Annotated in this window: 20 protein-coding genes and 1 pseudogene; 16 read left to right on the forward strand and 5 right to left on the reverse strand. The window is 59.3% G+C overall.

Annotation, left to right across the window (positions count from 1 at the left end):
• Positions 1-24 precede the first annotated feature (24 nt).
• From AC1RDQ_RS09220 to AC1RDQ_RS09250, 7 genes are all read left to right on the forward strand, one after another.
• The gene (locus AC1RDQ_RS09220) at positions 25-720 is read left to right on the forward strand and encodes a tRNA (adenine(22)-N(1))-methyltransferase (protein ID WP_492587016.1); all 696 of its coding nucleotides are present in this window, start codon (positions 25-27) and stop codon (positions 718-720) included.
• 650 nt (positions 721-1370) lie between these two features.
• Positions 1371-1991, forward strand: coding sequence for a hypothetical protein (locus AC1RDQ_RS09225; protein WP_223502260.1), 621 nt, complete (start codon positions 1371-1373; stop codon positions 1989-1991).
• Between the two features lie 117 nt (positions 1992-2108).
• Positions 2109-2315, forward strand: a complete 207-nt coding sequence (locus AC1RDQ_RS09230; RefSeq protein ID WP_492587018.1) for a hypothetical protein — start codon at positions 2109-2111, stop codon at positions 2313-2315.
• Between the two features lie 271 nt (positions 2316-2586).
• A complete protein-coding gene (locus AC1RDQ_RS09235) occupies positions 2587-3027 on the forward strand; it encodes an Ohr family peroxiredoxin (protein WP_223502248.1) in 441 nt (146 codons plus the stop codon).
• A 78-nt stretch (positions 3028-3105) separates the two neighbouring features.
• A complete protein-coding gene (locus tag AC1RDQ_RS09240; RefSeq protein ID WP_057714894.1) occupies positions 3106-3558 on the forward strand; it encodes an Ohr family peroxiredoxin in 453 nt (150 codons plus the stop codon).
• A gap of 127 nt (positions 3559-3685) precedes the next feature.
• Positions 3686-4144, forward strand: a complete 459-nt coding sequence (locus AC1RDQ_RS09245) for a MarR family winged helix-turn-helix transcriptional regulator (protein WP_057714893.1) — start codon at positions 3686-3688, stop codon at positions 4142-4144.
• Between the two features lie 411 nt (positions 4145-4555).
• Positions 4556-6061, forward strand: a complete 1506-nt coding sequence (locus AC1RDQ_RS09250; protein ID WP_492587020.1) for a multiheme c-type cytochrome — start codon at positions 4556-4558, stop codon at positions 6059-6061.
• Between the two features lie 268 nt (positions 6062-6329).
• Here AC1RDQ_RS09250 and AC1RDQ_RS09255 read toward each other — a convergent pair whose 3' ends face one another.
• Complete coding sequence (locus tag AC1RDQ_RS09255) at positions 6330-9248, reverse strand: multicopper oxidase domain-containing protein (RefSeq protein ID WP_492587022.1); 2919 nt, start codon at positions 9246-9248, stop codon at positions 6330-6332.
• 386 nt (positions 9249-9634) lie between these two features.
• Between AC1RDQ_RS09255 and AC1RDQ_RS09260 the strand changes: the two are divergent.
• The 8 genes and pseudogenes from AC1RDQ_RS09260 to AC1RDQ_RS09295 all read left to right on the forward strand — a co-directional run.
• Positions 9635-9826 (forward strand): annotated as a pseudogene (locus tag AC1RDQ_RS09260) (LysR substrate-binding domain-containing protein); the annotation flags it as partial.
• A gap of 205 nt (positions 9827-10031) precedes the next feature.
• Positions 10032-10709, forward strand: a complete 678-nt coding sequence (locus AC1RDQ_RS09265; protein ID WP_150813190.1) for a thermostable hemolysin — start codon at positions 10032-10034, stop codon at positions 10707-10709.
• Positions 10699-12180: an AMP-binding protein gene (locus AC1RDQ_RS09270; protein WP_492587024.1), complete on the forward strand. Its 1482-nt coding sequence runs from the start codon at positions 10699-10701 to the stop codon at positions 12178-12180. Before AC1RDQ_RS09265 ends, AC1RDQ_RS09270 begins: the two co-directional genes overlap by 11 nt.
• The gene (locus AC1RDQ_RS09275) at positions 12177-12851 is read left to right on the forward strand and encodes an iron-containing redox enzyme family protein (RefSeq protein ID WP_090455124.1); all 675 of its coding nucleotides are present in this window, start codon (positions 12177-12179) and stop codon (positions 12849-12851) included. Before AC1RDQ_RS09270 ends, AC1RDQ_RS09275 begins: the two co-directional genes overlap by 4 nt.
• On the forward strand, positions 12838-13647 hold the full coding sequence (locus AC1RDQ_RS09280) for an SDR family oxidoreductase (RefSeq protein ID WP_159389897.1): 810 nt from the start codon (positions 12838-12840) through the stop codon (positions 13645-13647). The genes AC1RDQ_RS09275 and AC1RDQ_RS09280 overlap by 14 nt, the downstream gene beginning before the upstream one ends.
• Positions 13644-14288, forward strand: a complete 645-nt coding sequence (locus tag AC1RDQ_RS09285) for a tetratricopeptide repeat protein (RefSeq protein WP_154909016.1) — start codon at positions 13644-13646, stop codon at positions 14286-14288. The genes AC1RDQ_RS09280 and AC1RDQ_RS09285 overlap by 4 nt, the downstream gene beginning before the upstream one ends.
• 11 nt (positions 14289-14299) lie before the next feature.
• Positions 14300-14962 carry a response regulator gene (locus tag AC1RDQ_RS09290; protein ID WP_057714885.1) on the forward strand — a complete coding sequence of 221 codons (663 nt, stop codon included), beginning with the start codon at positions 14300-14302 and terminating at the stop codon, positions 14960-14962.
• Complete coding sequence (locus AC1RDQ_RS09295) at positions 14959-16326, forward strand: ATP-binding protein (RefSeq protein WP_150813186.1); 1368 nt, start codon at positions 14959-14961, stop codon at positions 16324-16326. The genes AC1RDQ_RS09290 and AC1RDQ_RS09295 overlap by 4 nt, the downstream gene beginning before the upstream one ends.
• A 91-nt stretch (positions 16327-16417) precedes the next feature.
• On the opposite strand, the gene AC1RDQ_RS09300 is transcribed toward AC1RDQ_RS09295, so the two are convergent.
• Positions 16418-17335, reverse strand: coding sequence for a LysR family transcriptional regulator (locus tag AC1RDQ_RS09300; RefSeq protein WP_090455129.1), 918 nt, complete (start codon positions 17333-17335; stop codon positions 16418-16420).
• Between the two features lie 82 nt (positions 17336-17417).
• Here AC1RDQ_RS09300 and AC1RDQ_RS09305 point away from each other — a divergent pair, with 82 nt between their 5' ends.
• A complete protein-coding gene (locus AC1RDQ_RS09305) occupies positions 17418-19208 on the forward strand; it encodes an acyl-CoA dehydrogenase C-terminal domain-containing protein (protein WP_492587026.1) in 1791 nt (596 codons plus the stop codon).
• Between the two features lie 66 nt (positions 19209-19274).
• Here the strand turns inward: AC1RDQ_RS09305 and AC1RDQ_RS09310 are convergent, their stop codons facing one another.
• From AC1RDQ_RS09310 to pdxR, 3 genes are all read right to left on the reverse strand, one after another.
• Positions 19275-20540, reverse strand: coding sequence for an MFS transporter (locus AC1RDQ_RS09310; RefSeq protein WP_407515452.1), 1266 nt, complete (start codon positions 20538-20540; stop codon positions 19275-19277).
• Positions 20541-20591: 51 nt separating this feature from the next.
• Complete coding sequence (locus AC1RDQ_RS09315) at positions 20592-21662, reverse strand: sugar phosphate isomerase/epimerase family protein (protein ID WP_492587028.1); 1071 nt, start codon at positions 21660-21662, stop codon at positions 20592-20594.
• 112 nt (positions 21663-21774) lie between these two features.
• Complete coding sequence (pdxR, locus tag AC1RDQ_RS09320) at positions 21775-23283, reverse strand: MocR-like pyridoxine biosynthesis transcription factor PdxR (RefSeq protein ID WP_057714879.1); 1509 nt, start codon at positions 23281-23283, stop codon at positions 21775-21777.
• Between the last annotated feature and the right edge of the window lie 80 nt (positions 23284-23363).

Genomic DNA, 23363 nt, shown 5'->3' on the forward strand with positions numbered 1-23363 from the left:
GTTAGTGGTGAAAAGGGGCCGCAGTTGAACGAACAGACATTGTCCATGCGCCTGGAGCGCGTTGCTGCCTATGTGCCAGCCGGTGCGCGCCTGGCCGATATCGGCTCGGATCACGGCTACCTGCCGGTGGCCTTGATGCGCCGTGGCGCCATTGCGGCGGCGGTGGCCGGCGAGGTGGCGTTGACGCCGTTCCATGCGGCCAACCGCACTGTGCGCGAGAACGGCCTGGACTCGCAAATCACCGTGCGCCTGGCCAACGGCCTGGCGGCAATCGAGCCGGGAGACGGGATTACAGCGGTCAGCATCTGCGGCATGGGCGGCGAAACCATCCGTGACATCCTCGACAGTGGCAAGGCGTACCTGAGCGGTCAGGAGCGCCTGATCCTGCAGCCCAACGGCGGCGAGCAGCCACTGCGCCAATGGCTGATGGACAATGGCTATCGCATCCTCTGCGAGGAAGTGCTGCGGGAAAATCGTTTCGACTACGAAATCATCGTCGCCGAACGCGCAGGGCCGGTGATCTACACCGCCCAGGAGCTGTACTTTGGCCCGTTGCAGATGCAGACCCGCAGCCCGGCGTTCCTGGTCAAGTGGCAGCGCAAGTTGCGCCAGAAACAGAAGACCCTGAGCCACTTTGCCCTGGCGCAGCAGGCCGTGCCCGAGGAGACGGTGCAGGACATCGCTCGGCAGGCCCGGTGGATCACCCAATTGCTGGCTTGAGCAAGCCTGGGGCACCGCCCAAAAAGAACCTCGATTCAGCGTGGGTGTGGCTGAGTCGAGCGAGACGCGTCGACGGCCCCTTCAGGCGACTCGAATTTGCCGGTGACCAGTAGGCAATTTTCGCCATTGGTCGGGGCTGGCGACGAAAGTTCAGCGCAATAGCGGGTTTTTTTTCGGTATGCCAAGTGAAGCGATTCAGCACCGTAGCTATGCAGGTTTCAGCCAGGAAAACAGGTACCTCCAGGTGTTGAATTTAGTACCGTTTGTCGAGCGTACTGCTCAAAAAGTGAACGATTTTGATATGCTTCGCTCTGATTTACCGGCAGGCGGATCCTTTGACAGTTCGCGCTGCACTCACTAATAAAATGGACGTATACCTCATCTGCATTGAATGGAATGCGCATGGGGATTTTTTTTACCTGAGACCTGGAGTGATAGTATGCCGTCATCACTGACTTGCTGGGCGAGTCGCTCTCTCTTGTAATACCAAATTATTTAGTTGATTCAATCAATGCGAACTTGATCGTGCAGGCGCAATTAATTAATTAATTCGCATGCCTGGGGCATGGTCAATTTGCACTGCCGCAATAAGTGGAGATGTAATCTTGGATATTAGTACAATTATCGGCCTGATCGGCCAGAAAGAATCCATGGAGTTTTTGCGTTTAGGCGTAGTGTACGTTCACCTGTTGGCTTGCTGCGTAGCTATTGGCCTGGTGTTTGCCAGCGATGCGGCAATGGTAAAGGACTTATTGAAAGGTCGCGTGTCGTCGGGGCACGATAATGAACATATGGCCAGTCTTCAGAAGTCTGTTTCCAATGCGTTGATCTTCTTGTGGGTCACCGGAGCTGCGATTATAGGTATTGATTACCTTGAAAAAGGCATGACCTATTTTGCCAATCCGAAACTTCAAGCAAAAGTTATTATTGTAATGTTGCTGACGTTCAACGGCATGTTGTTGCACCGCTATGTATTGCCGGCAATGCTGAAGGCCGGTTCGCTGCTTGATCTACAGATCAATGTGCGAATGTTTGCCCTGTTCTCTGGCGCACTGTCGGGCGTGTCCTGGCTGTATGCCGCCATGCTCGGTGTCGGTCGACCGCTGGCCTGGAAGTATTCGCTCACCGAGTTGCTGATGGCCTATCCGGTGTTGATCGTGCTCGGCTTTGCGATGATGGTGGCGCTGACCCAGTGGGCGCGTAAGCGCAACGAAGCAACTCCGGTTCAAGAAACTTCGTGGCTGTTTGCGGGAATTCCTGCGCTGCGCTGAACTGACGAGACTCCAGGAAAAGACGGGTGAACCTGTCTGAACCTTTCAAACATCAGACCCCCTCCTTGTGAGGGGGTTTTTGCGTGTGGGGCTCAGGAAATCAAAGAACCGGCTCGAATGGCCGGTTTTTTTTCGAGAGAAAAACGTCCATTTCACTTCAGCGCCAAAGCGTTGATTGTCATGGGTGAAAGCGATCCGATGCGCGTAACCGGGGGCTCCGGAGGGCCGGACGGTGAGAAGCCCATCATCCTTTCCGCAAGGGAGAGGGTAGCGAGGTTGATCTCGCGTCTACCGCTCATCGGCAAGGCACAAAATAAACTTTGACATCATTGGAGCTTTGGTTGAATATTCATCCATCGCATACGATTTGATCGATAGCGATTAAAAATAACGACAACCCCTGCCGTTTGGAGACTCAGCCATGAACACTGGAAGCCGCCGCACAATGTTTATCTCAACCGCTCACGCTTCCCATGGCCAAAACGGCAACAACTGGATCATTGCACACGCCAATTGATGAACGTTGTCTTTTTAAATGCCGTAAATATCGCATGCGATATAATCGCACAAAACATCAAGTCCTGAGGAAGTCCCCATGAGCAAGATCGAAAAAGTACTGGCAACTGGCAAAACCCACACCACCCACAGCGGTGTCGGCGGTCACAACGGCAACCTCGATATCGAACTGTCGTCACCGGGTTCCGCCCAGCCAGCCCACGTCTTTGCCGCTACACAGCCGCACCCGAAAGCCGAGCAACTGTTTGCCGGTGCCTGGTCTGCCTGCTACACCGCGGCAGTGGGGCTGGTGGCCCAGGAGCGCAGTATCGTGTTGCCGGCGGATATGGCCGTCGACATCGAAGTGGACCTGGGCCAGACTGGTCTGGCCTATTTCCTTCAGGCCCGACTGACCCTGCGAGTGCCAGGGCTGGCACACGATGTCGCGACCGAACTGGCGCACATTGCCGACTCCATCTGCCCTTACTCCAAAGCCACACGCGGCAATATCGACGTTGCCCTGAACGTGATTACGGCGTGATGCCTGGATGCACCACTAATATCGCATGCGATAAAAGCGTGCACGAACATAACTCACTGTAATCCTGAGGGAATCATCATGAGCAAGATCGAAAAAGTACTGGCCAGCGGCAAAACCCACACCACTCATAACAGCGCGGGCAACACCTCGCGCGGTCATAACGGCAACCTCGATATCGTGCTGTCGTCCCCCGGCAGCGATACACCGGCACACGTGCTCACCGCCGTCCAGCCGCACCCGAAAGCCGAGCAACTGTTCGCCGGAGCCTGGTCGGCCTGCTACATCGCAGCGGTGGGGCTGGCCGCCCAACAGATGAAGGTGACACTGCCGACCGACACCGCCGTCGACATTGAAGTGGACCTGGGCCAGACCGGCGCGGCTTACTTCCTCCAGGCCCGACTGACCTTGCGGGTGCCGGGGCTGGACCAGGGAGTGGCGACCGAGTTGGCCCACAACGCCGATGCAATCTGCCCTTACTCCAAGGCCACACGCGGCAATATTGATGTCGACATCAACGTCCTGACGGCATAACCCACTACACGGCCAGCTCACCGGGGATTTCCCCGGTGAGCTGGCCGTCGGCGTTTATACGCACTTCCGATACCATCGCGTACGACGTATAGTTTCGGTCTCGCAAGATTGAGCCAGGAGAACGCCCATGAAAAACACCGACAAGACATCCGCCCTGGATCTCAAACTCACCGACTTCCTGTGTTTTGCGGTCTATTCCACCAACCTGGCCTTCGGCAAGGCCTACAAGCCGATGCTCGAACGGCTCGGCCTGACCTATACGCAATACATCACCCTCGTTGCGCTGTGGGAGGAAGACAACCAGACCGTTGGCAGCCTCGGCGAAAAGCTGTTTCTCGAATCCAATACCCTCACGCCGATCCTGAAGAAGTTGGAAGCGATGGGTTATTTAATGCGCCAGCGCGACCCGGAAGACGAACGCCAGGTGCGGATCAGTCTGACCAAAGAGGGGCGAAAACTGCGCGAAGGTCTCACCGAAGACGGCTTCCCGCAAACCGGTCTTGATCCCGACGACTTCGTGCAGATGCAGAAGGCCATTGTGAAGTTACGGGGCAATCTCATTCGATCGACCAAGGACAGAGAGTAAGTCGTATCGAGTAAAGTGAGTAGCCCCGGATTTGCGAGGCGCACCCCGCAGAGAAACCCTGGCCCTCCCGTCTGACACCCCCCGATTCGGAGTGAGCCCCCCACTAATGGGGGCTATTGCTCAGCGGTATTCGCATGTTCATTAACCGGTTACTTCAATCGCTGGTCAATGTTTGCGGATCTTTCAGGTCACCGCGCCTATTTTATACAACGCTGGCAGAGTAATTGCTGAGTGAGCTTGTCCCGTTCATGCAAGGTGCAGGGCCGGGATGCTGTGGAGCTGTCAGTACTCCATTGAGTGATTGCCTGTAGCCATCGGTTTGCATCACGAAGTAGCCCTGGCTTCTCAATACCGGGCTTACTCAATAGAACTACTGCAGTCATCCTCTGCAACCGTCCAGGGGAAATGCTTATGAGCCACTCCAGACATACGTGTGCGCAGGTAGCACTGCACCGGTTGTGCTTTCTAACCTGCCTGCTGACGGTAACGCTGGTGGCGGCTGACGAACTTCAGGGCGATGACAATCAAAACAATGAGAAGTGGCTGGAGCCGGCACGCTCCAGGCTCATGCATGTGATTGGCGCGATGCCGTTCTTTCCGCATCGGGCCAATACCACCGGCAACCTGGTCTTGAATGTGAAGGACTTCGACAATGCCCAGGTCTGTGGCGCTTGCCATACGGAGATCTACAGGCAGTGGCGCTCGTCGATGATGTCCCAGGCCTGGGATGAGCCCATCTATCGGGCCTTGCTCAAGCGTGCGAGCGCGGCCACCGAGGGCAAGGTCGATAACTTCTGCACCGGCTGCCATACCCCGATCGGTCTCACCACCGGGCAGATCACTTCGCAAGTCAACCGCTCCTCGATTGAAGACAGTGCGAAGAATCATCCGATGCCCGGGGTCGATTGCGACACCTGCCACAACATCAGTGCCCGCACGGGCCTCGATAACGGCGCCTATGTTCTGAGCCCGCGAGCGCACGGCAAACCGACCAAGTTCGGCCCGCGCAAGGATGCCGTTTCGCCTTATCACGACACCGTGTATTCCGCTCTGCACACGCGCTCGGACTTTTGCGGCACCTGCCACAACGTCACGCACCCGTTCAGCAGCGTGGCGGTGGAGCGCACTTATGACGAATGGCAGGAGAGCACGTACAGCCTTAACAATGTGACCTGCCAGAGTTGCCACATGCCGGGCTTTGCGGGCAAGGCCGCGATCATGGGGCCAGACCGTAAGGAGGTGGCCTCGCATTGGTTCAGCGGAGCCAACGCGACGATGCTCAAGCATCTTGGTCAGGAGGAGGGCGCGCAACGCGCACGCGACATGCTCGCGCGCGCGGCGCAAATAACGTTCCAGCAACTGCCGGCCGCCATCATTCCCGGACAATACGCCTCGGTAGCCGTCAAAGTGACCAACGTCGGCGCAGGGCACAAGCTGCCAACCGGCTTTCCCGAGGGGCGGGAGATGTGGATCGATTTTCGGGTGCAGGATGCCAGTGGTCGCGAGCTCTATCGCCTGGGTTCGATCAAGGACGGCAAGACTGAAGTCAACACGCGAAATTTCAAAGTGCACATAGGCGACAAGAACGGCAATCCGTTGGACGTCGAGGTCTGGAATGCCACGCAGATACTCTCGGACAATCGCATTCTGCCCAAGGGCTACAATATCGGGGAGTTCTCCTTCCTGGTGCCGGCCGACGCCGTCGGACCGCTGACCCTGACAGCCGATCTGAACTACTGGCCGTTTTCCCAGAAGCTGGCCGACTATCTGCTCGGCAAGGATAAGCTGCAGGTGGAAATCACCCGGATGGCCAATGTCACGCAGAGCGTACCCCTGTCGACCGGATCCGATACGGCGAAGCGGGCGATACCCGCGAAGTTGAAACTCGACGACGCTAGCGCTTACTACAAAGAATGAACATGTCATTACCATCGTCGAACAGGTAACGCGTCACGGATAGCCACTGCATCCAGTAACTCGCGCTATAGCAAATGGGTCTTGTGGGGCTGGTAACTGCGCAGCAAATCAACATGCAGACTGTGGTGGCCCAGTCCCCGTCGAAGTCTGCCAACCATGTCCGCACCGTCGACTTTCAAGCCGACCTGGCGCAGGCACACCTCAACCAGGATGTGCCCACGCTCGGTCAACTTCACCGCATTGCTCAGATAGTTGAGCAGAGACTCCGCTAGCCTTTGCCTCCGCTAACACCGCTGCCGCTACTACCGCTACCGCTACCGCTACCGCTACCGCTACCGCTACCGCTGCCACTGCTATCTTCCTGGTTATTGTCGACCTCGACCTGTGGTCCCACACCATCTCCCGTACGGAATGTCGGTAACGCAACCGAGGCCACGAATCTCACGCCGTCCCAGCTTGGCAATGGAGTGGGCATCAATTGGAACTGGCCCGGGTGCTCAGAGTCCCAGCGCAGCAGCATCGACGTGTCCTCATGCTGTGTGTTGTGGCAGTGCTCCATGTAGGTACCGGCAAACTCACGGATGCGGATGGCCATTTCGACATTGTCGAGGCTCTCAGGATGACGACCTATATTGTAGATATCTTTGCGCGCCCCTTTTTCCCATTCGGGTGGTGTCTTGCCACCTCGAGTGAGAATGATCCCTTCCTCGAAGTGCACATGCACCGGGTGACTCCAGCCATTGCCGCCGTTCTCGATCTTCCAGATTTCCAGCGTGCCTTCACCCTTGAACCCTGCCGGTGTCGGGCCAGTGGCCAGTTGTGGTGCGGCTGAAATCCGGCGCGGGTCCATGTTGAAGCCTTCGCCGCCATCGGTCTTGATCGTCCAGGGCTTGAAATCCGTGCCGTTGGAGCGGCCAAAGATAAAGGTGCGGTGCCGCGCCTGGGCAAGCCGGGCGATATCGGCAGGGTCATCACGGTGCAAGGGCAGGGGGATCATGAACTTGCCCTCGGGCTTGCCAGGCTTGGCGGGCTCGAAGTCGACCGGATTCATGCTGACATCCTGGCCGGTGTAAGGCTTGACGTTCAGTTGCATGAACACGCCCACACCCGGGTCACCGTTGACCCACTGTGGCCCGTGGCTGGTTTGCCTGACAACGGGCAGGTACTTCCCGGAGAGTACATCCGCCAATGGAATGTCACGTTCGGGACGCTTGCCGTTTTCATGCTCCTCGATGTTGACGAAGAAAATCCTGTCGCCCGGCTTGATGCCGTTTTTCGCGAAGTCGACGACGATGTCATAGCGTTCGGCAATGCCCTGTATCGGCAAAATGGCATTGTGGTCCTGTGTGTCGCCGTCGCCATCGAGGTCCAGGCTGCCATCGAACGGCACTGCGTGCTCCATGATATTGCCGTCGTTGGCAATCATGTGGAACGGCACCCGGTTGTATGAAACCCCGGAGCTTTTCGGGCCAGGAAACTCGCCACCATTACCATTGACCTGACGCACCAACGCCAGCTTGAAGTAGCGAGAAACCGATCCGTTGAGAATGCGCAAACGGTAGCGGCGGGCACGCACGTCCAGGAAGGGCTTGTACTCCCAGTTGGTCAGGACCTGATCACCGAGAAAACCGTCGGTATTGAAGGGGTTGAACCACAACTGGCCGGCCTTGTCCCAGGCCTTGTCGGCGATCGTCAGGTTGACGTCATAGTCGCGGTTACCCCACCCCAGCCCCGAACCGCTGGGCAGGCGCAGGTTGACCCCGTCGTCGACCGACTCGTTGCCACGATCCACGGCGCTGTAGTAGTTCATCATCGTGGCATTGCCCTTGTAGACATTCTGCGCGGTGAAATCGAGCATGTGGTCGTGGAACCAGTGGGTGCTCATGGTTTCGCGCCAGTCGCCACGGATCTTGATGGTGCCGCGGTCGCAGGTCTTGAAGCCGGGGTTGGCGTCGTTGACGAAAAGCTCTTCACCGGGGTCGCACGGGAACGCCGCACGCGGATCCTGAGCGCTGGTATTGATGCTGTCGTAACCGGCCAACTGGATCGGCCAGCGATAGTCGTAGTACTGACCCGGGAAGAAGAACGCGTTGGCAAAGCCATCGCTTTCCGCGGGCGAGTGGCCGTTATGCTCGTGGGTGGAGATGGTGTGCAGGCCAAAGCCCCGGTTGGCCGATGGGTCAATGGGCAAGGCATCGTAATGACGCATCAGCATCGCCTGGCCATAGCGTACTTGCAGCAGTTTGGGCGGAAAGGTGCCGTCGAATGTCCACAGCGCATTATGGTCCTGGACAGGGAAGTTGTCGTGAAATTGCACTTGTATGCCCTTGGTTGTGCCCTCGTTGGCCGGGTTGCCGCTGGTGTTGTGATAGAGCCCGCCTGGCGCAAATTCCCCCACGGCGTAGTTATGCCGTTGCATACGATCACGCAAGCCGCTGTTGACGTGCGCGCCTGCTTGCACAGTCTTGAAGGCGTTGCGCGGGAAAAACTCATTGAAACGCTGGTGCGACCAACCTTTTCCCGGTGGCCGGCCTTCTGCGGGCGAATCGACTCGGCGATTGAGGAAATCCTCGATCTGCGCCTTCCACGGGTTGCGGTCCAGTACATTGGAGAACTCTGTCGGGAAGGGCGTCAAAGCTGGCTGCCTGAGAAAGGCATCCAGCGCAGCCGGCGACGGGCCGCTACGCGCCACCTTCAAGGGATCCTGCGCCGGTGCGGGCCCCAGCGTCGGAACCGGAAACGGAACAGGTGATGGAGGGTCGGCCGCATCCAGTTTGTTCGAGCCGAACTCCTCGAAAAGCTCAAGCTTCTGTGTGAACGGTTGAACCCCGAACACCGGGCTGGCATTACCGTTGGTGGGGATATTGAAGCTGGGTTGCAGATCGGGTGGCAGCACATTGTCGACCAAGGGGGTCTGGCGGTTACCGGCCACACCATTGGGTAAGTCGAAGGCGCCGACGTTTGCGGGAGGCTGCTTGAGCAAGTCCCTCAATGCGGCATTGGGGTCGGCGGGCGGATTGGTGAACGCCGATGGGTCGGTAGGAGGCGGGGGATCGGTGTTGTCGAGGGGGACTGCCTGGGTCTGGGACAAGCCCAGCCCCAACATGATCGCGGCAGCAGAGATACTCAGCGCCAGCCTGGTTTTGGACAAAAGACTAGGATTCAACCTTCCGGTGTCCTGTTTCATCGCAAACACCTCTGACGGGTTCCTCGGAGCGTGGCAATAGATGAGCAACGAGCCACGGCTCCTGGCCCGGCTGGCGAAACGTTTGATTTCGAGCCGGGATGGGAACGATGCAAATTTCCCGCCGAAAGTGACAGGAGGTGACTAATGGCTCTACGCCACGCTCCCCTTGTCCGCGGGCTTCAAACTGGCGTATGAGCAGCCAGGATGAATACCCCGATGACGGGGAATATCCCCCAATAAAGGGTGCGATTGTGCGGGGCGTCTGGGCCAGGAGAAGTGGCTGTTTTCTGAATGTGTCGATGACCGGCTGCTTTCATTCGTCCCGACTTAATCGGTGCCCGCTGTTGGCAGAAGTGACTAGTGCGTGAGGGCAGGGATACTGACCACTGGACCTGGGTATCGTTTTGCTGCCCGAGAGCATCGCTGAGCAAGACCTGATCAATGGAAAGCTGCTTAAGGTCTTGCCTCAATGGCACGCCACTTCGGTTTCAGTGTATGCGCTGACCGAGACGCGCCTGTTGCCGGCGAAAACCCAGCGCTTCATCGAGTTTTTGCGCGATCAACTGGAAGGCGCATAAGCGTCCGCGCCATGAGTAACTGTGGCCAGCCAGTCGGGGGCTCCGGTTAAACCCCCGTATTTGTTGGCCTAAGTCCGTTCCTGAAGCAGGCCATGGCATGTCATTACGGACTGTCACCAAGGCGACAATCGTTTTTTCACCTTCAGACTTCGTTAAGAAATGCCTTTGATACTTCTCCCCAATTGATCCGGGGGAGATGTTTTCAATGTCCGATTTCAACTGGAACGTTCAGTTGCCGCTGCACTTTGGCCTGACCGAAGCGCAGCAGATGTATCTCGTCAGGGCCTTGCCGGACGCCCCGCAACGAAGTGCCTTCGAAGCCTTTATCCAGCAACGCTTTCGTAAGGCCCACGGTGCCGATATTCGCCACTTCATGCCGGAGCTGTTTGGCATGAGCGAGGCGTCCGGCGCGCTTTGCGCGGTGATTGGCGTGCGTCTGGCGCGCAGCGGACCGCTGTTCCTGGAAGGTTACCTGGACGATGCGATCGATCCGCTGATCAGTGCCGCGGCCGACCAGACCGTAAGCCGCTCAGCCATCGTAGAGGTAGGCAATCTGGCTGCCAGCGACACCGGCAGCGCACGGATGAGCATCATCGCGATGACCTACCTGCTGGCCATGGGGGGGCTGGAATGGGTTGCCTTCACCGGGAACCTGGGGCTGGTCAATAGCTTTCACCGCCTTGGCTTGAAGCCCGTGACCCTGTGTGCTGCCGACCCGGCGCGTCTGGGCGAGGACCGCCACGCCTGGGGCAGTTACTACGAAAGCAAACCGTGGGTTCATTTCGGCAATGTTCGCTCCGGTTTCATTCATTTGCGCAACATTGGCCTGTTCAGTCGCCTGGGCTTGCCGACCTCTATTGAAGGGGCCTGCCATGTCGCCTGAAATGGAGCGCTTCAAACAGACCCTGCGTAATCATGCTGAGCAAAAAACCAACGCCATTGCGTTGTGGGGCGATCATCTGAAGCTGGACTACGCCACGCTGTATGCCGAGGTCATTTTTCGCCAGCAGCGCCTGCGCGATGAACGGGTCAGGGTGGTCGCCCTGACGCTGGACAATGGCGTCGAGGCTCTGCTCTGGGACCTGGCCGCGTTGTTCGAGGGTTTGACCTGTGTGGCCTTGCCGCCTTTTTTCAGTCCGGGGCAACGCAGGCATTGCCTGGAGCAAAGCCAGGCCGAGCTCGTCATTGCCGAGCCGCAACTGCAGGATGAACTGCAAGCGGCTGGATATCAGAAGTGCGGCGAGTTCTGGCGCCGCACGTTCAGTGGCTCGAACCGGATGCCTGAAGGCACCGCCAAGTTGACCTTTACCTCGGGCACCACAGGCACACCCAAGGGCGTGTGCTTGAGTGCAGACAGCATTTTGCGGGTCGCTCGTGAGCTGGACTTGGCCAGCAAACCCACCGATCCGCAACACCATCTGGCGCTGCTGCCGCTGGCCATTTTGCTGGAGAACATCGGTTGTTACGCCGCACTGTATGCCGGCGCTACCTTGAGCCTGCCCGGCCCGAAAACCCTGGGAATTGAAGGCGCCAGCGGTGTGGATGTGCCGACATTGTTGAGTTGCCTGTCCAGCCGATCACCCCAGAGTCTGGTTCTGGTACCGCAGTTGTTGCTGATGCTGGTCAACGCTGCCGAGCAAAAGGCTTTCGACCCACAGCACCTGCGTTTTGCCGCCGTGGGCGGCGCCCGGGTCAGCGAAGATCTACTGCATCGCGCCCAACGCGTGCGCATCCCCGTCCATGAAGGTTATGGGCTGTCGGAGTGCGCGTCGGTCGTGTGCCTCAATCGCCCGCAAGCACGGCGCCCCGGCAGTGTTGGACGGCCATTGCCCCATGTAGAGATTCGCTTGGCGGAGGACGGCGAAGTGCTGATCAAGGGTTCAACCTTGCTGGGCTATCTGGGAGAGGCGCCGCACACCGCCCAGTGGTGGCCCAGCGGTGATCTCGGCGAGTTCGACGCCGAGGGTTTTCTCTACCTCAAGGGACGCAAGAAACATCAGTTCGTCACCAGTTTCGGGCGCAACGTGAACCCCGAGTGGGTGGAAGCCGAATTGACCCAGCGCGGGCCTGTCGCCCAGGCCTTCGTCTATGGCGAGGCCATGCCCCATAACCATGCACTGCTCTGGCCGTATCGCCCGGACTGCACCGACGAACAACTGGCCGCCGCCGTGGCCCAGGCCAACGAGGCTTTGCCCGAGTACGCCCAGGTCCACCACTGGAGCCGGCTCGACCAACCCTTCACTGCCACCAACGGCTTGCTCACCGCCAATGGCCGGCCCCGCCGTGACGCCATCGTCGAACGCTACCGGGGGCAATTGAGCGAATCTGCATTTTCCGAGGAATCCGCACCATGAGTTTTTTTGACACGTTGCAAAAAGCCACTGAGCAAGAACGCATTGAGTTGTTCAACCTGCCGATCATCCGTGATGCGCTGGAGGGCGACGTCAGCCTGGAAAGTTACCGGGCCTTTCTGGCTCAGGCCTATTACCACGTGCGCCATACCGTGCCGTTGATGATGGCCTGTGGTGCGCGGTTGGCATCACGTCTGGAATGGCTGCGCGAAGCGGTATGTGAATACATCGAGGACGAATACGGCCACGAACAATGGGTACTCAATGATATTGAAGCCTGCGGCGGTGACAGAGCCGCTGTACGGGATGGACGCCCGTCATTGCCGATCGAATTGATGGTCAGCTTCCTTTACGATCTGATTGCCAGGGACAATCCGGTGGGTCTGTTCGGCATGGTCAACGTACTTGAAGGCACGAGCATCGCCTTGGCCACACACGCCGCCGGCAGCATTCGCCGGCGCCTGGACTTGCCGGAAAGCGCCTTCAGCTACCTCAGTTCCCACGGCTCACTGGATATCGAACATATGCAGACCTACCGTCGACTGATGAACCGTCTGGATGACCCGGGCGACCAGGCCGCCGTCATTCACGCCTCCAAAGTGGTGTACCGGCTCTACACCGATATGTTTCGTGGCTTGCCGCGTAACGGGGAGAATCTGCATGCGCCTGTCTGAAGCTCGCGTCGTGTTGACCGGTGCCAGCGGCGGCATCGGCCTGGCCATTGCCACCGCACTGTGCGCCAGTGGTGCCCAGGTGCTGGCCGTGGCTCGGCATCGGGAACCGTTGGTGCCGCTGCTTGAGCGTTATCCCGGTAACCTGAGTTGGGTCCGTGCGGACCTGACGTTGCTCTCCGACCGCCGTCAGGTGTTGGCGCAGGCCCAGGGCACCGGTGGCATCAACCTGCTGATCAATGCCGCCGGGGTCAATCATTTCGCCATGCTCGAACAGCTGGACGACAGCGAGATCAATTCGATGCTCGCGGTGAACATCAGTGCGCCCATGTGCCTGACAAAACTTTTGTTGCCGCAGCTAAAGCAAGCCGCCAGTGCCATGGTGGTAAACGTCGGTTCGACCTATGGCTCCATCGGCTACCCCGGCTACGCCAGTTACTGCGCCACCAAGTTTGCCCTGCGCGGGTTCTCTGAGGCCCTGCGCCGGGAGCTGGCCGACACTCGGGTCAGTGTGCTTTACGTCGCCCCGCGAGCGACCCGTACCAGCATGAACAGCCCGGCGGCCCAGGCGCTGAATGATGCGCTCAAGACCAATGTCGACGATCCGCAAGCCGTGGCGGCCGCAGTGATTCACGCCATTGCCGGTGACCGTCGCGACTTGTACCTGGGCTGGCCCGAACGTTTTTTTGTACGCCTGAACAGCTTTTTGCCCCATCTGGTGGACCGTGGGTTGCGCAAACAATTGCCCCTGATCCGCCGCCTGAGCCAGAAACCCGACCAGGAGAATGTCAAACCATGAGAAAGATCATCGCTTGCCTACTGCTTGGCGCAATGAGCCAGAGCGTCTGGGCGCTGGACCCCGCCGACCAGCAGCGCCTCAACGGTATCCAGCAAAGCTGGGCGCACATTCAATACGAGTTGCCCGAGGGGCAACGGACCGCGGCTTTTGAAAAGCTGGCCGCTCAGGCTTCGAGTTTCAAGCAGGAGCGCCAAACGGTGGCTGAGGCCTGGATCTGGTCTGGCATCGTCACCAGTAGCTGGGCGGGCGCACAGGGTGGGCTGGGTGCGCTGAGCAAGGTCAAGGATGCGAAAGCCGATCTGGAAACAGCCTTGACTCTGGACCCCAAGGCCCTGCAAGGCTCAGCCTATACCAGTCTGGGGGCCCTCTATGACCGCGTACCGGGCTGGCCCATCGGTTTCGGCGATTCGGACAAGGCCGAACAGTTGCTCAAGCTGGCATTGCAAATGAACCCCAACGGCATCGACAGCCTGTACTTCTGGGGCGATCACCTCTACCGTCAGAAGCGTTATGTTGAAGCCAGGGCAGCGCTGCAAAAAGCCTTGCAGGCTGCGCCTCGTCCTGGCCGCGAGAGCGCTGACGCCGGGCGCCGCAAGGAGATCGAGACGCTGTTGGTGGATGTGAACAAGAAACTCGGCTGACAGGAGACCCTGTGCGCTTATTACTCATAGAGGATGACGTGGCGCTCGGCGAGGGTATTCATCAGGCCCTCAGCCGGGAAGGTTATACCGTCGACTGGTTGCAGGACGGCAACAGCGCCTTGCACTCGCTGCGCAGTGAAATCTTCGATCTGGCGGTGCTCGACCTTGGCCTGCCACGCATGGACGGTCTCGAAGTGCTCAGGCGCTTGCGTGACAGCGGTTCCAATCTGCCGGTGTTGATCCTGACCGCGCGCGATGCCACCGAAGACCGTATCGCCGGTCTGGATGCCGGCGCCGACGACTACCTGATCAAGCCTTTCGACCTGGCAGAATTGAAGGCGCGCATACGTGCGTTGCTTCGTCGCAGTGCCGGGCGTGGACAATCGCTGATCGAGCACGCAGGTATCAGCCTGAACCCCGGCACCCAGCAAGTCAGCTACAAAGGCGAGCCAGTGGCCCTGACACCTAAGGAGTACCAGTTGCTCCACGAACTGCTCTCGCCACCGGGTCGGGTAATGACTCGCGATCATTTGATGCAGTTGCTGTACGGCTGGAACGAGGAGGCCGAAAGCAACACCCTGGAAGTGCACATCCATCACCTGCGCAAGAAGTTCTCCACCGATCTGATCCGCACCGTCCGTGGTATCGGCTACTTGGTGGAGGAGCGTCGATGAGCTCTATCCGGCGTCGGACCCTGGTCCTGATCATCGGCCTGATGCTCGCTGGCCTGGCCGTGATCAGTGTGTTGAATCTGCACGACAGCAACCACGAAATCGCCGAAGTCTATGATGCCCATCTGGCCCAGAACGCTCGCCTGCTACAAGGCGTCATGCGTATGCCCATGGTGAGCAAGGAACATGCGGATCTGTACAAGGCTTTCAACCAGGCCCTGAACGAGGCGACGCCCGGGGGCGAGGGGCATCCGTATGAAACGAAAATTGCGTTTCAGGTCTGGAACGCCAGGAACGAAGTGCTGGTACATACGGCCAGTTCTCCGTCCTTCAGCACACCCGCGGTCACACCAGGTTTCAGCGATGTAGTCGACCTGAACAACCGGCATTGGCGTGCCTTCCTGCTTGTAGACAAGGAGAACAACCTGCGCATCTGGGTGGGCGAACGGGACGACGTGCGAATGGACTTGGTGGACCGCATCGTACGCCACACACTGTGGCCCAATATCCTGGGGAGCTTGTTGCTGGCCGCCATGATCTGGCTGGCCATCGGCTGGGGACTCAAGCCACTGGTCAATATGGCTGCAACGCTGCGGGCCCGGCATCCCGGTTCACTCGAACCCTTGCAATTGACGCCGCTACCCACTGAGCTTGAGCCCATGCAGGCCGCCCTCAATCGTATGCTCGCGCAAATTCAGGACGTCATGGGGCGCGAGCGACGCTTTATCGCCGACGCCGCCCACGAAATGCGTACACCACTGGCCGTGCTCAGGATCCACGCTGAAAACCTGATGGCGGCGGGGAGTGAAGCGGATCGTCGCGCATCGCTCGAATTCTTGATTGCCGGCGTGGACCGTACCAGCCGACTGGTTAACCAATTGCTGACGATGGCTCGTATAGAGCCTACAGCAGGGACTAAAGCGCCTGTGCCTATTGATCTGGCCAGCACCGTTCGCGAAAGCCTGGTTCAGTTGACGCCCTGGCTACTGAGCAAGGGGCTCGAGCTGGTTTTTGATGTCAGGGACGACATCAGTCTTGCCAGAGTCGACCCCGCTGCGATCGATATTGCCTTGAACAACCTGGTGACCAATGCGGCGAATTTCTCTCCCCGGCACGGAGTGATCACCGTCAGGCTCGTAGAAAAGGAAAATAGCTACGAACTGACTGTCGAAGATGAGGGGCCGGGCATCAATGAGCAGGATCGTGAACGGCTTTTCGAGCGTTTCTACAGCAGCGGAAATCATCAGGGTGCAGGGTTGGGGCTGACTATCGTCAAGGCCATTGCCGATCGCTTTGGCGGGCAGATCAAACTGGAGAATCGCAGCCCTGGAGGGTTACGCGCTACGTTAGAAATTCGTCGCTCTTGACGTTGTTCCTGGTGTTGTCTGGCGCAACCGAAAAATCACTTCGGCAAACCCCAGGCGTTGGCTCAGGCAAGGCGTTATACCGGGCGTCCGTTCAAGCCGGCCGCACCGCCAGGATTTGCTCGATCAGCCACGCCAGCGCCGGCTCATGTTGGCGTTGCGCCAGATACACCAGTTCGAGGTGGAACGAGCCGACGTCGAATGGCAGTTCGAACACCTGTAGCGGTAGCAACTGCGCGAATTGATTGGCCAATTGGGTCGGCAGGACGACGCTCAAGTCGGAATGGGCGACCAGGTGCGCCGCCTGCAGGTAGTTGGGCGTGGTGTAGACGATTTTACGCGACAGGCCTTGCTTGCCCAGCCATTGGTCGACCATGCCGCGCGACTGGCCGCCACTCACCCAGAGATGACGCAGCCCCAGAAAGTCATCCAGTGTGAGTGTGTCGTGTGCCAGCGGATGCTGCTTGCGCACGGCCAGCCGCAGGGTTTCGCTGTGCCAGGCCCGGCGGGTGAAACGCGCTGGCACTTCTTCGAAGCGTCCCAGAACCATGTCCAGTTCACCCCGATCCAGCAGCTCGGCAGGAAGGCTGGGGGCCAGGTGAGCAACGTCGATACGCAGGTTTGGCGCCAGCTCTCCCAGGCGTGCCAGCAAGGGCGGCATGCACAGCTGCTCGACAAAGTCGGTCAGGGCGATGCGCACCTGCTGCTGGCTCAGGCGTGGGTCGAAGGTTTCCCCGGCATTGAGTGTCTGTTCGATCTGTTGCAAGGCCGCGCGAATCGGCCCTTCAAGCGCCAGCGCCCGGGAGGTGGGTTGCATGTGACGGCCAACCCGCACCAGCAAGGGGTCGTCGAACAATGAACGCAGGCGGGCGAGGGCATTGCTGACCGTGGGCTGGCTGAGGGCCAGGCGCTCGGCCGCTCGCGATACGTTCTGTTCGCGCAGCAGCATATCGAGCACCCGGAGCAAATTCAGATCGAAGCTTTTTAAATTCAAATTACAAATACCAGGCATATGAAAATGAAATTTCAAAAATAGTAGGCGCCTGCTTAGGGTGACGGCAATCTTTTCCACTGCGCCAACCCATGAGGCCGACATGAATTATCAAGCTCCCCTGCGCGACATGCGTTTTGTGCTGCACGAACTGTTCGATGTCAGCGGCCATTGCGAGCGTTTGAACAATGGGCTGGACCGGGAAACCATCGACGGCGTCCTCGAAGAAGCCGCCCGCTTCGCCGCCGAAGTGGTCGCTCCGCTGAACCGCAACAGTGACGAGCAGGGTTGTCAGTTGATCGACGGCCACGTCACAACGCCCCAGGGATTTCGCGACGCCTACCGGCAGTACGTTGAAAACGGCTGGGCGAGCATGACCGGACCGCTGGAGTTCGCCGGCCAGGGTTTCCCGCAGCTGATTTCAGCCAGCTTCCACGAAATGCTGATGGCCGCCTCATTGTCGTTTCGCATTTATTCCGGCCTCACCGAAGGCGCGGTACTGGCTCTGCATCGCCATGGCAGCGAGGCGCTCAAACAGGCTTACCTGGAGAAAATGGTCAGCGGTGAATGGTCCGGTACCATGTGCCTCACCGAGCCCCAGGCCGGTACCGACCTTGCCCTGCTGCGAACCCGTGCCCAACCTCAAGCCGACGGCAGCTATCAGGTCAGCGGCAGCAAGATTTTCATCAGTGGTGGCGAGCAGGACCTGACCGCCAACATCGTTCATTTGGTCCTTGCCCGTTTGCCGGATGCACCGGCCGGGGTGAAGGGCATCAGCCTGATCCTGGTTCCCAAGTTCATTGCCGCTGCCGATGGAACTCCGGGGCCGCGCAATTCGCTGAGCTGTGGCGCACTGGAACACAAGATGGGCATCAAGGGCGCGTCCACCTGCGTGATGAACTTCGACGGCGCACAAGGCTGGTTGATCGGTGAAGCGAATCAGGGGCTGGCCTGTATGTTCACCATGATGAACGATGCACGCTTCCAGGTTGGCTTGCAGGGACTGGGCATCGCCGAGGCCGCCTTCCAGGGTGGCCTCGCTTATGCCCGTGAGCGCCTGCAATCGCGGGCCATCAGCGGCCCGGTGGCGCCGGACAAGAGCGCCGACCCGATCATCGTGCACCCCGATGTTCGGCGCATGCTGCTGACGCAAAAAACCTTGAGCGAAGGCTGCCGCTTGCTCGCGGCCTACACCGCACTGCAACTGGACCTCGAACACGGCGACCCACAACCCGAGGCTCGCCAGAAGGCGAGTCGTCGGGCAGCGCTGCTGATTCCGATCGTCAAGGCCTTCTTTACCGACGTCGGCCAGGAAGTCGCCAGCCTGGGCGTTCAGTTGTACGGCGGCCACGGTTACATCCGCGAGTGGGGCATGGAGCAGTTGATGCGTGACAGCCGCATCACTCAGCTATACGAAGGTACCAACGGTATCCAGGCGCTGGATCTGCTGCGGCGCAAGGTGCTGGGCGACGGCGCAACGGAACTGGGCGCCTTGATCGATGAGCTGGCCGTGCATGTCGACGCGGCCGGCTCGCAAGCAGCGCTGAGGCAAATGGCCGAGGCAATGCAGCAGCGTCTCGCCGAGTGGCGTGAACTGGGTACCGAGGTGGTCGAGGCGTGTCGGCGTGATGTGCAGGAAATCGGCGCCATGTCGGTGGACTTCCTGGCGTACAGCGCTTACGTGCTGGTGGGCGGACTGTGGTTGCAGGCGGCTGTGCGTGCCCAAGCGGCACTGGATGCTGGTACCGACGAACCCGGGTTCTATCGGGCCAAGCTGCAAGCGGCGGATTTTTACTGGCGCCGGGTGCTGCCCCGTGCCAGTGGCCACCGCGAAAGCCTGCGGGGCGGAGCCCATTGTCTGATGGCCATGGACGAGGCCGATTTCGCCTTTTGATGGCAGCACAGTGCGGCGGTAACCGAGAGACCCCGGTTACCGCCGCACTGCATGCACCGTCTATGTTCAGGCTTGCGCGGCGCTGACCTTGCCAGTGATCGTGGCATTCTTGCGGACCGCTTGATACAGCAGGCTGGACACCATGAACCCGACAATGGCCAATACGCTCATCAACGAGAACACGTAGTTGTAGCCCTGCTGACCCGGGAAGTGATCAAGGATGGCGCCATAGATGACGTAGGCGAACATGCCGGGCGCATAGCCGATCAGGCAACCGATCCCGAAGGCTGAACCGGTGATGTGCTGGGGAATGCCGACTTCACCCATGGGTGCCCAGAACACGCCGCGCATGGAAAAGACAATCAGCGCGAAGGAGAGGGTGGCCGCCATGCCTGCGTAGATGAAATCCGGGCTTTTCGGGATGAGCATGATGACACCCATCAGCGGCAACAACGCCAGGAATGCCCACTTCAGATAGCGGCTGGAACTCTTGAACTGTTTGTCGGCAATGAAGCCACCGGCAGGGCCGCCCAGGATCTTGAGGAAGTACTGGTTGATGATGCCGTAGGCGCCCACCAGGGCCACCGGCAGCTCGTACATTTCCTTGAGGTAGGGAATGAAATAGGTCAGGCCGCAGTACACGATATAGACCATGAACACGTTGAGGCTGACCAGCCAGATGCCCGGCACCTTGATGGCCTCGAACAGGTTCGACAACCCGTTCTTCGGCTTGACGGTCGACTGGGTATTGCCGCTCTTGAGCAGCAGCCAGGTCAGGGTACCGGCAAGAATGTCGATGACCGAGTAGAACAGGATCGCCGATTTCAGACCGTTCTCACCGGAGCCCATGGCGACAAAGACGCCCAGCGCAGAGAAGGCGACCAGGGTATCGATGACGCCACGCCCGCCTTCGAGCAGGCCGAACAGGCGACCCTGTTCCTTATCGTCACCCAGGTTGCGGATGGCTTTGAGCAGCGAAGGCCAAAAGAGGCAGTCGGCACACACTGCCAGCAGGCAGAACACCACCAGCAGATTGCTGAAGGGCGGGAAGGTCGCCAGGTAAAGTCCGAGGCCGCCGGTACCGATCAAGCCAAGGGGGATCAGCTTGCGCGTGTCGTACCGGTCGGCAAGCATGCCGCCCACCACGAAGAGCGCGGTGGCGATGATGGCGTTGGCGCTCAGCAGCACGCCGATTTCAGTGTGGGACAGCCCCATGAATTCTTGCATGGGGATGTAGAAGGCGTCTTTGAGATTCGCCAGCTTGTAGATGGTGCCGCCACCGAGGATGAGAATCAGGAATCTGAGCCATTTGGCCTTGTCTTGGGATGTCATTATTGTTCTCCAGGCGTTATTGGGTAGGCAGTGCCGGTCGGCACGTCAGGTTCAGGCGTTAGCGCAATGGGCCAGGGTCAACTCGGCCAGGGTGCGGAACTCGGCCAGAAGACCTCGTACGTAGGCGACCTGGTTGTTTGCCCAACGGTGCTCATCGGCCAGCATTCGCTCCAGCGAGAAGCCTTCCGGCAGCGCTGTTTCACTCATTTCCCGGTACGCAATGAACGGGTCGGCGGCTTCGTCGAGCTGGCGGAACGCCGGGGCGACGTAGTGGTTTTCCTGCTCCAGAATGAAGGCGATCACTTGCGGGGATGATTCGCCGAGCATCAGCAATTCGAACAACATGCGTGCGTTGGGCAGGTCGTCTTCGTCACAGCCTTGCAGCACGCCGTAATGCCCGAAGCCGTTTTGTTCAGGCACGATGCGCACACCCTTGAGGTGGGTCTGGCGTATGTGCGGCGCCAGGGTGCGCAGTGCCGCCAGGGGCTGCTCGCAGGCATTGATCATGTTGCCGAAGTCGAACAGCGCGTGCAGGCGAGGGTGGTTCAGCCGGTTCAGCAGTTGCGCGATTTCGGCGCTCTTGAGTTCTTCATGCTGTTCGAAGTCGAAGAACAGGTTGTGCTCGTCTGCCTGTTGCGCGAGGTAGTGCAGGTCTGACTCGATCACGTCCATGACCCGGGACAGCGCCCCTTCGTAGCGTGAGTAGACACGGATGTTGCGGGTGCCCAGCGTCTTGGCAATGGCGATCACTTGATCGACATCTTTTTTCAGCGTGCTGCTGATTTCCAGATGCACATCCAGCCCCAGCGCATTGGCCTTGGCAGCGAACGCCTGAAGCTGCGCGACTGTCATTTGACTGAGGCTGTTTTCCTCACCGTCGAGCAGGTGCAGGCTCAGGCCCTGCAGTTCGTGGCGATAGGCAAAATCCAGCAGGTCGCCAGGGGTGACACGGCCGTGGGTCAGGTTGGTCAGCAAGGGGTACGCATGGGCAAACAGGCGCAACTGTGCCAGTCGGTCGAGCAACCGGTGGGCCAGTGCCTCAGTCAGTACGGGGGGGGGTCCGGCCTCGACAGCCTTATGGCTGAGCAAGGCGTTGAATCGTTCCTGGATCTTATTGTTCATTCGAGTCGTTCCTGGTTCAGACACCGGGTCTACCGGCGCAGCCTTTATCGCGCCAGTCAGGAACTCTCGATAGATCCATTATCAGTTAAATCATAAGACCACTTGCCTTGGGTCAAGTGGCCGGTTGCAGGTAGCCCATTTTGTCCAAGGCCTGGGCCAGTGCTTCGACGCGCGCCTGGGCCTGGTCCTCGGGGGTGCTGGCAAAGCCGATCAACAGCGCGGGTGGCAAGACATGTTCGACGCAGTAGTCACTCAGGGGATAGGTATGAATGTCATGCTGGCCGAGTTCCCTGGCCAGGGCATCGTCATCGAGATGCGCGGGTAACCAGGCGATCAGGTGCATGCCGGCTTCCACTGGCGTGATCCTGAAGAAAGAGCCCAACCGTTTCTGCAGTTGTTCGACCAGTGCCTGCTGGCGAGCCTGGTACAGGGCGCGCATTCGGCGAATATGGCCGAGAAAGTGGCCTTCGCGCATGAAATCCGCCGTGGCGGCCTGTAGCAGCGTGGGCGGGCTGCGATCCATGACCGCCCGCAGGGTGCAGAAGGGTTCGATCAAGGCGTTCGGCAGTATCACGTAACCCAGTCGCAGCGAGGGGAAGAGCACTTTGCTGAAGGTTCCGGCGTAGATGACCCGGGCCCATTGGTCCATGGCATAGAGTGCCGGCAGGGGACGACCGTTGTAGCGAAATTCACTGTCGCAGTCGTCCTCGATGATCCAGCTTTGATTCTGGGCGGCCCAGTCGATGAGTTCCTGGCGTCGCCCATAACTCATGGTGACGCCCAAGGGATGCTGACGGGAAGGTGTGGTAAACACCAGGCGGGCGTCAGGACACAAAGCCAGGCCTTGCCGGACATCGATCCCCTGTTCGTCGATACGCAACGGCACGACCTGACCACCTTGGGCCTGGAGCGCAATTCGCGCCGCGATATGCCCCGGATCTTCCATCCAGAAACTGTCCTGCGGATTGAGCAACAGCATGCCCAGCAGGTTGAAGGCTTGCTGGGCGCCGGACACGATGACCACCTGATCGGCAGTGCAATCGATGCCACGGGCATCGAAGACGTACTCGGCAATCGCCTCGCGCAGGGCCAGCAATCCCTGCAGTTCGCCATAACCGAGCATGGCCTTGGTCGGCTTGTGCAGGTGGCGGTTCAACAGCCGCTTCCAGACCGATTGCGGGAATGCATCGTAGGCGCTGTGGCTGGGCAGGAACGAGGTCGGGCTGCCGGTCGCCCAGTCGGCATAGGAAACGCCGCGAAAATGATCGCTGCGCAATGACAGCATGGATTGGCTCAGGTCGGACAGGCGAGGGGGCTGGCGCTTGTGTTCATCGTCTTCAATACCGCGGCTTTCCCATTCATGGCCGACATAGGTCCCGGCCCCGGTCCTCGACGTCAGAAAACCTTCGGCAATCAGTTGATCGAACGCATTGAGAATGCTGATTCGCGACAACTGCAGTTCCTTGCTCAGGGTCCGGGTGGAGGGCAGGCGCACGCCTCCCTGAATCCTGCCACTGAGGATCTGTTTGCGAATCTGCAAGTAGAGTTGGCGGTACAAGGGGATGGAACTGGCACGGTCCAGCTCGATACCTGACAACAGCAAACCTGCGGAGGATTTCATTTTTGGTTCGTCTGGATGAAGTGTGGTTTGACCTGAATTGCCGTCAGGCACCCGGGGGCGAAAGGGTATCGAGGGGGGCT

This window comes from Pseudomonas sp. GW823-FHT02E01, from assembly GCF_058797535.1.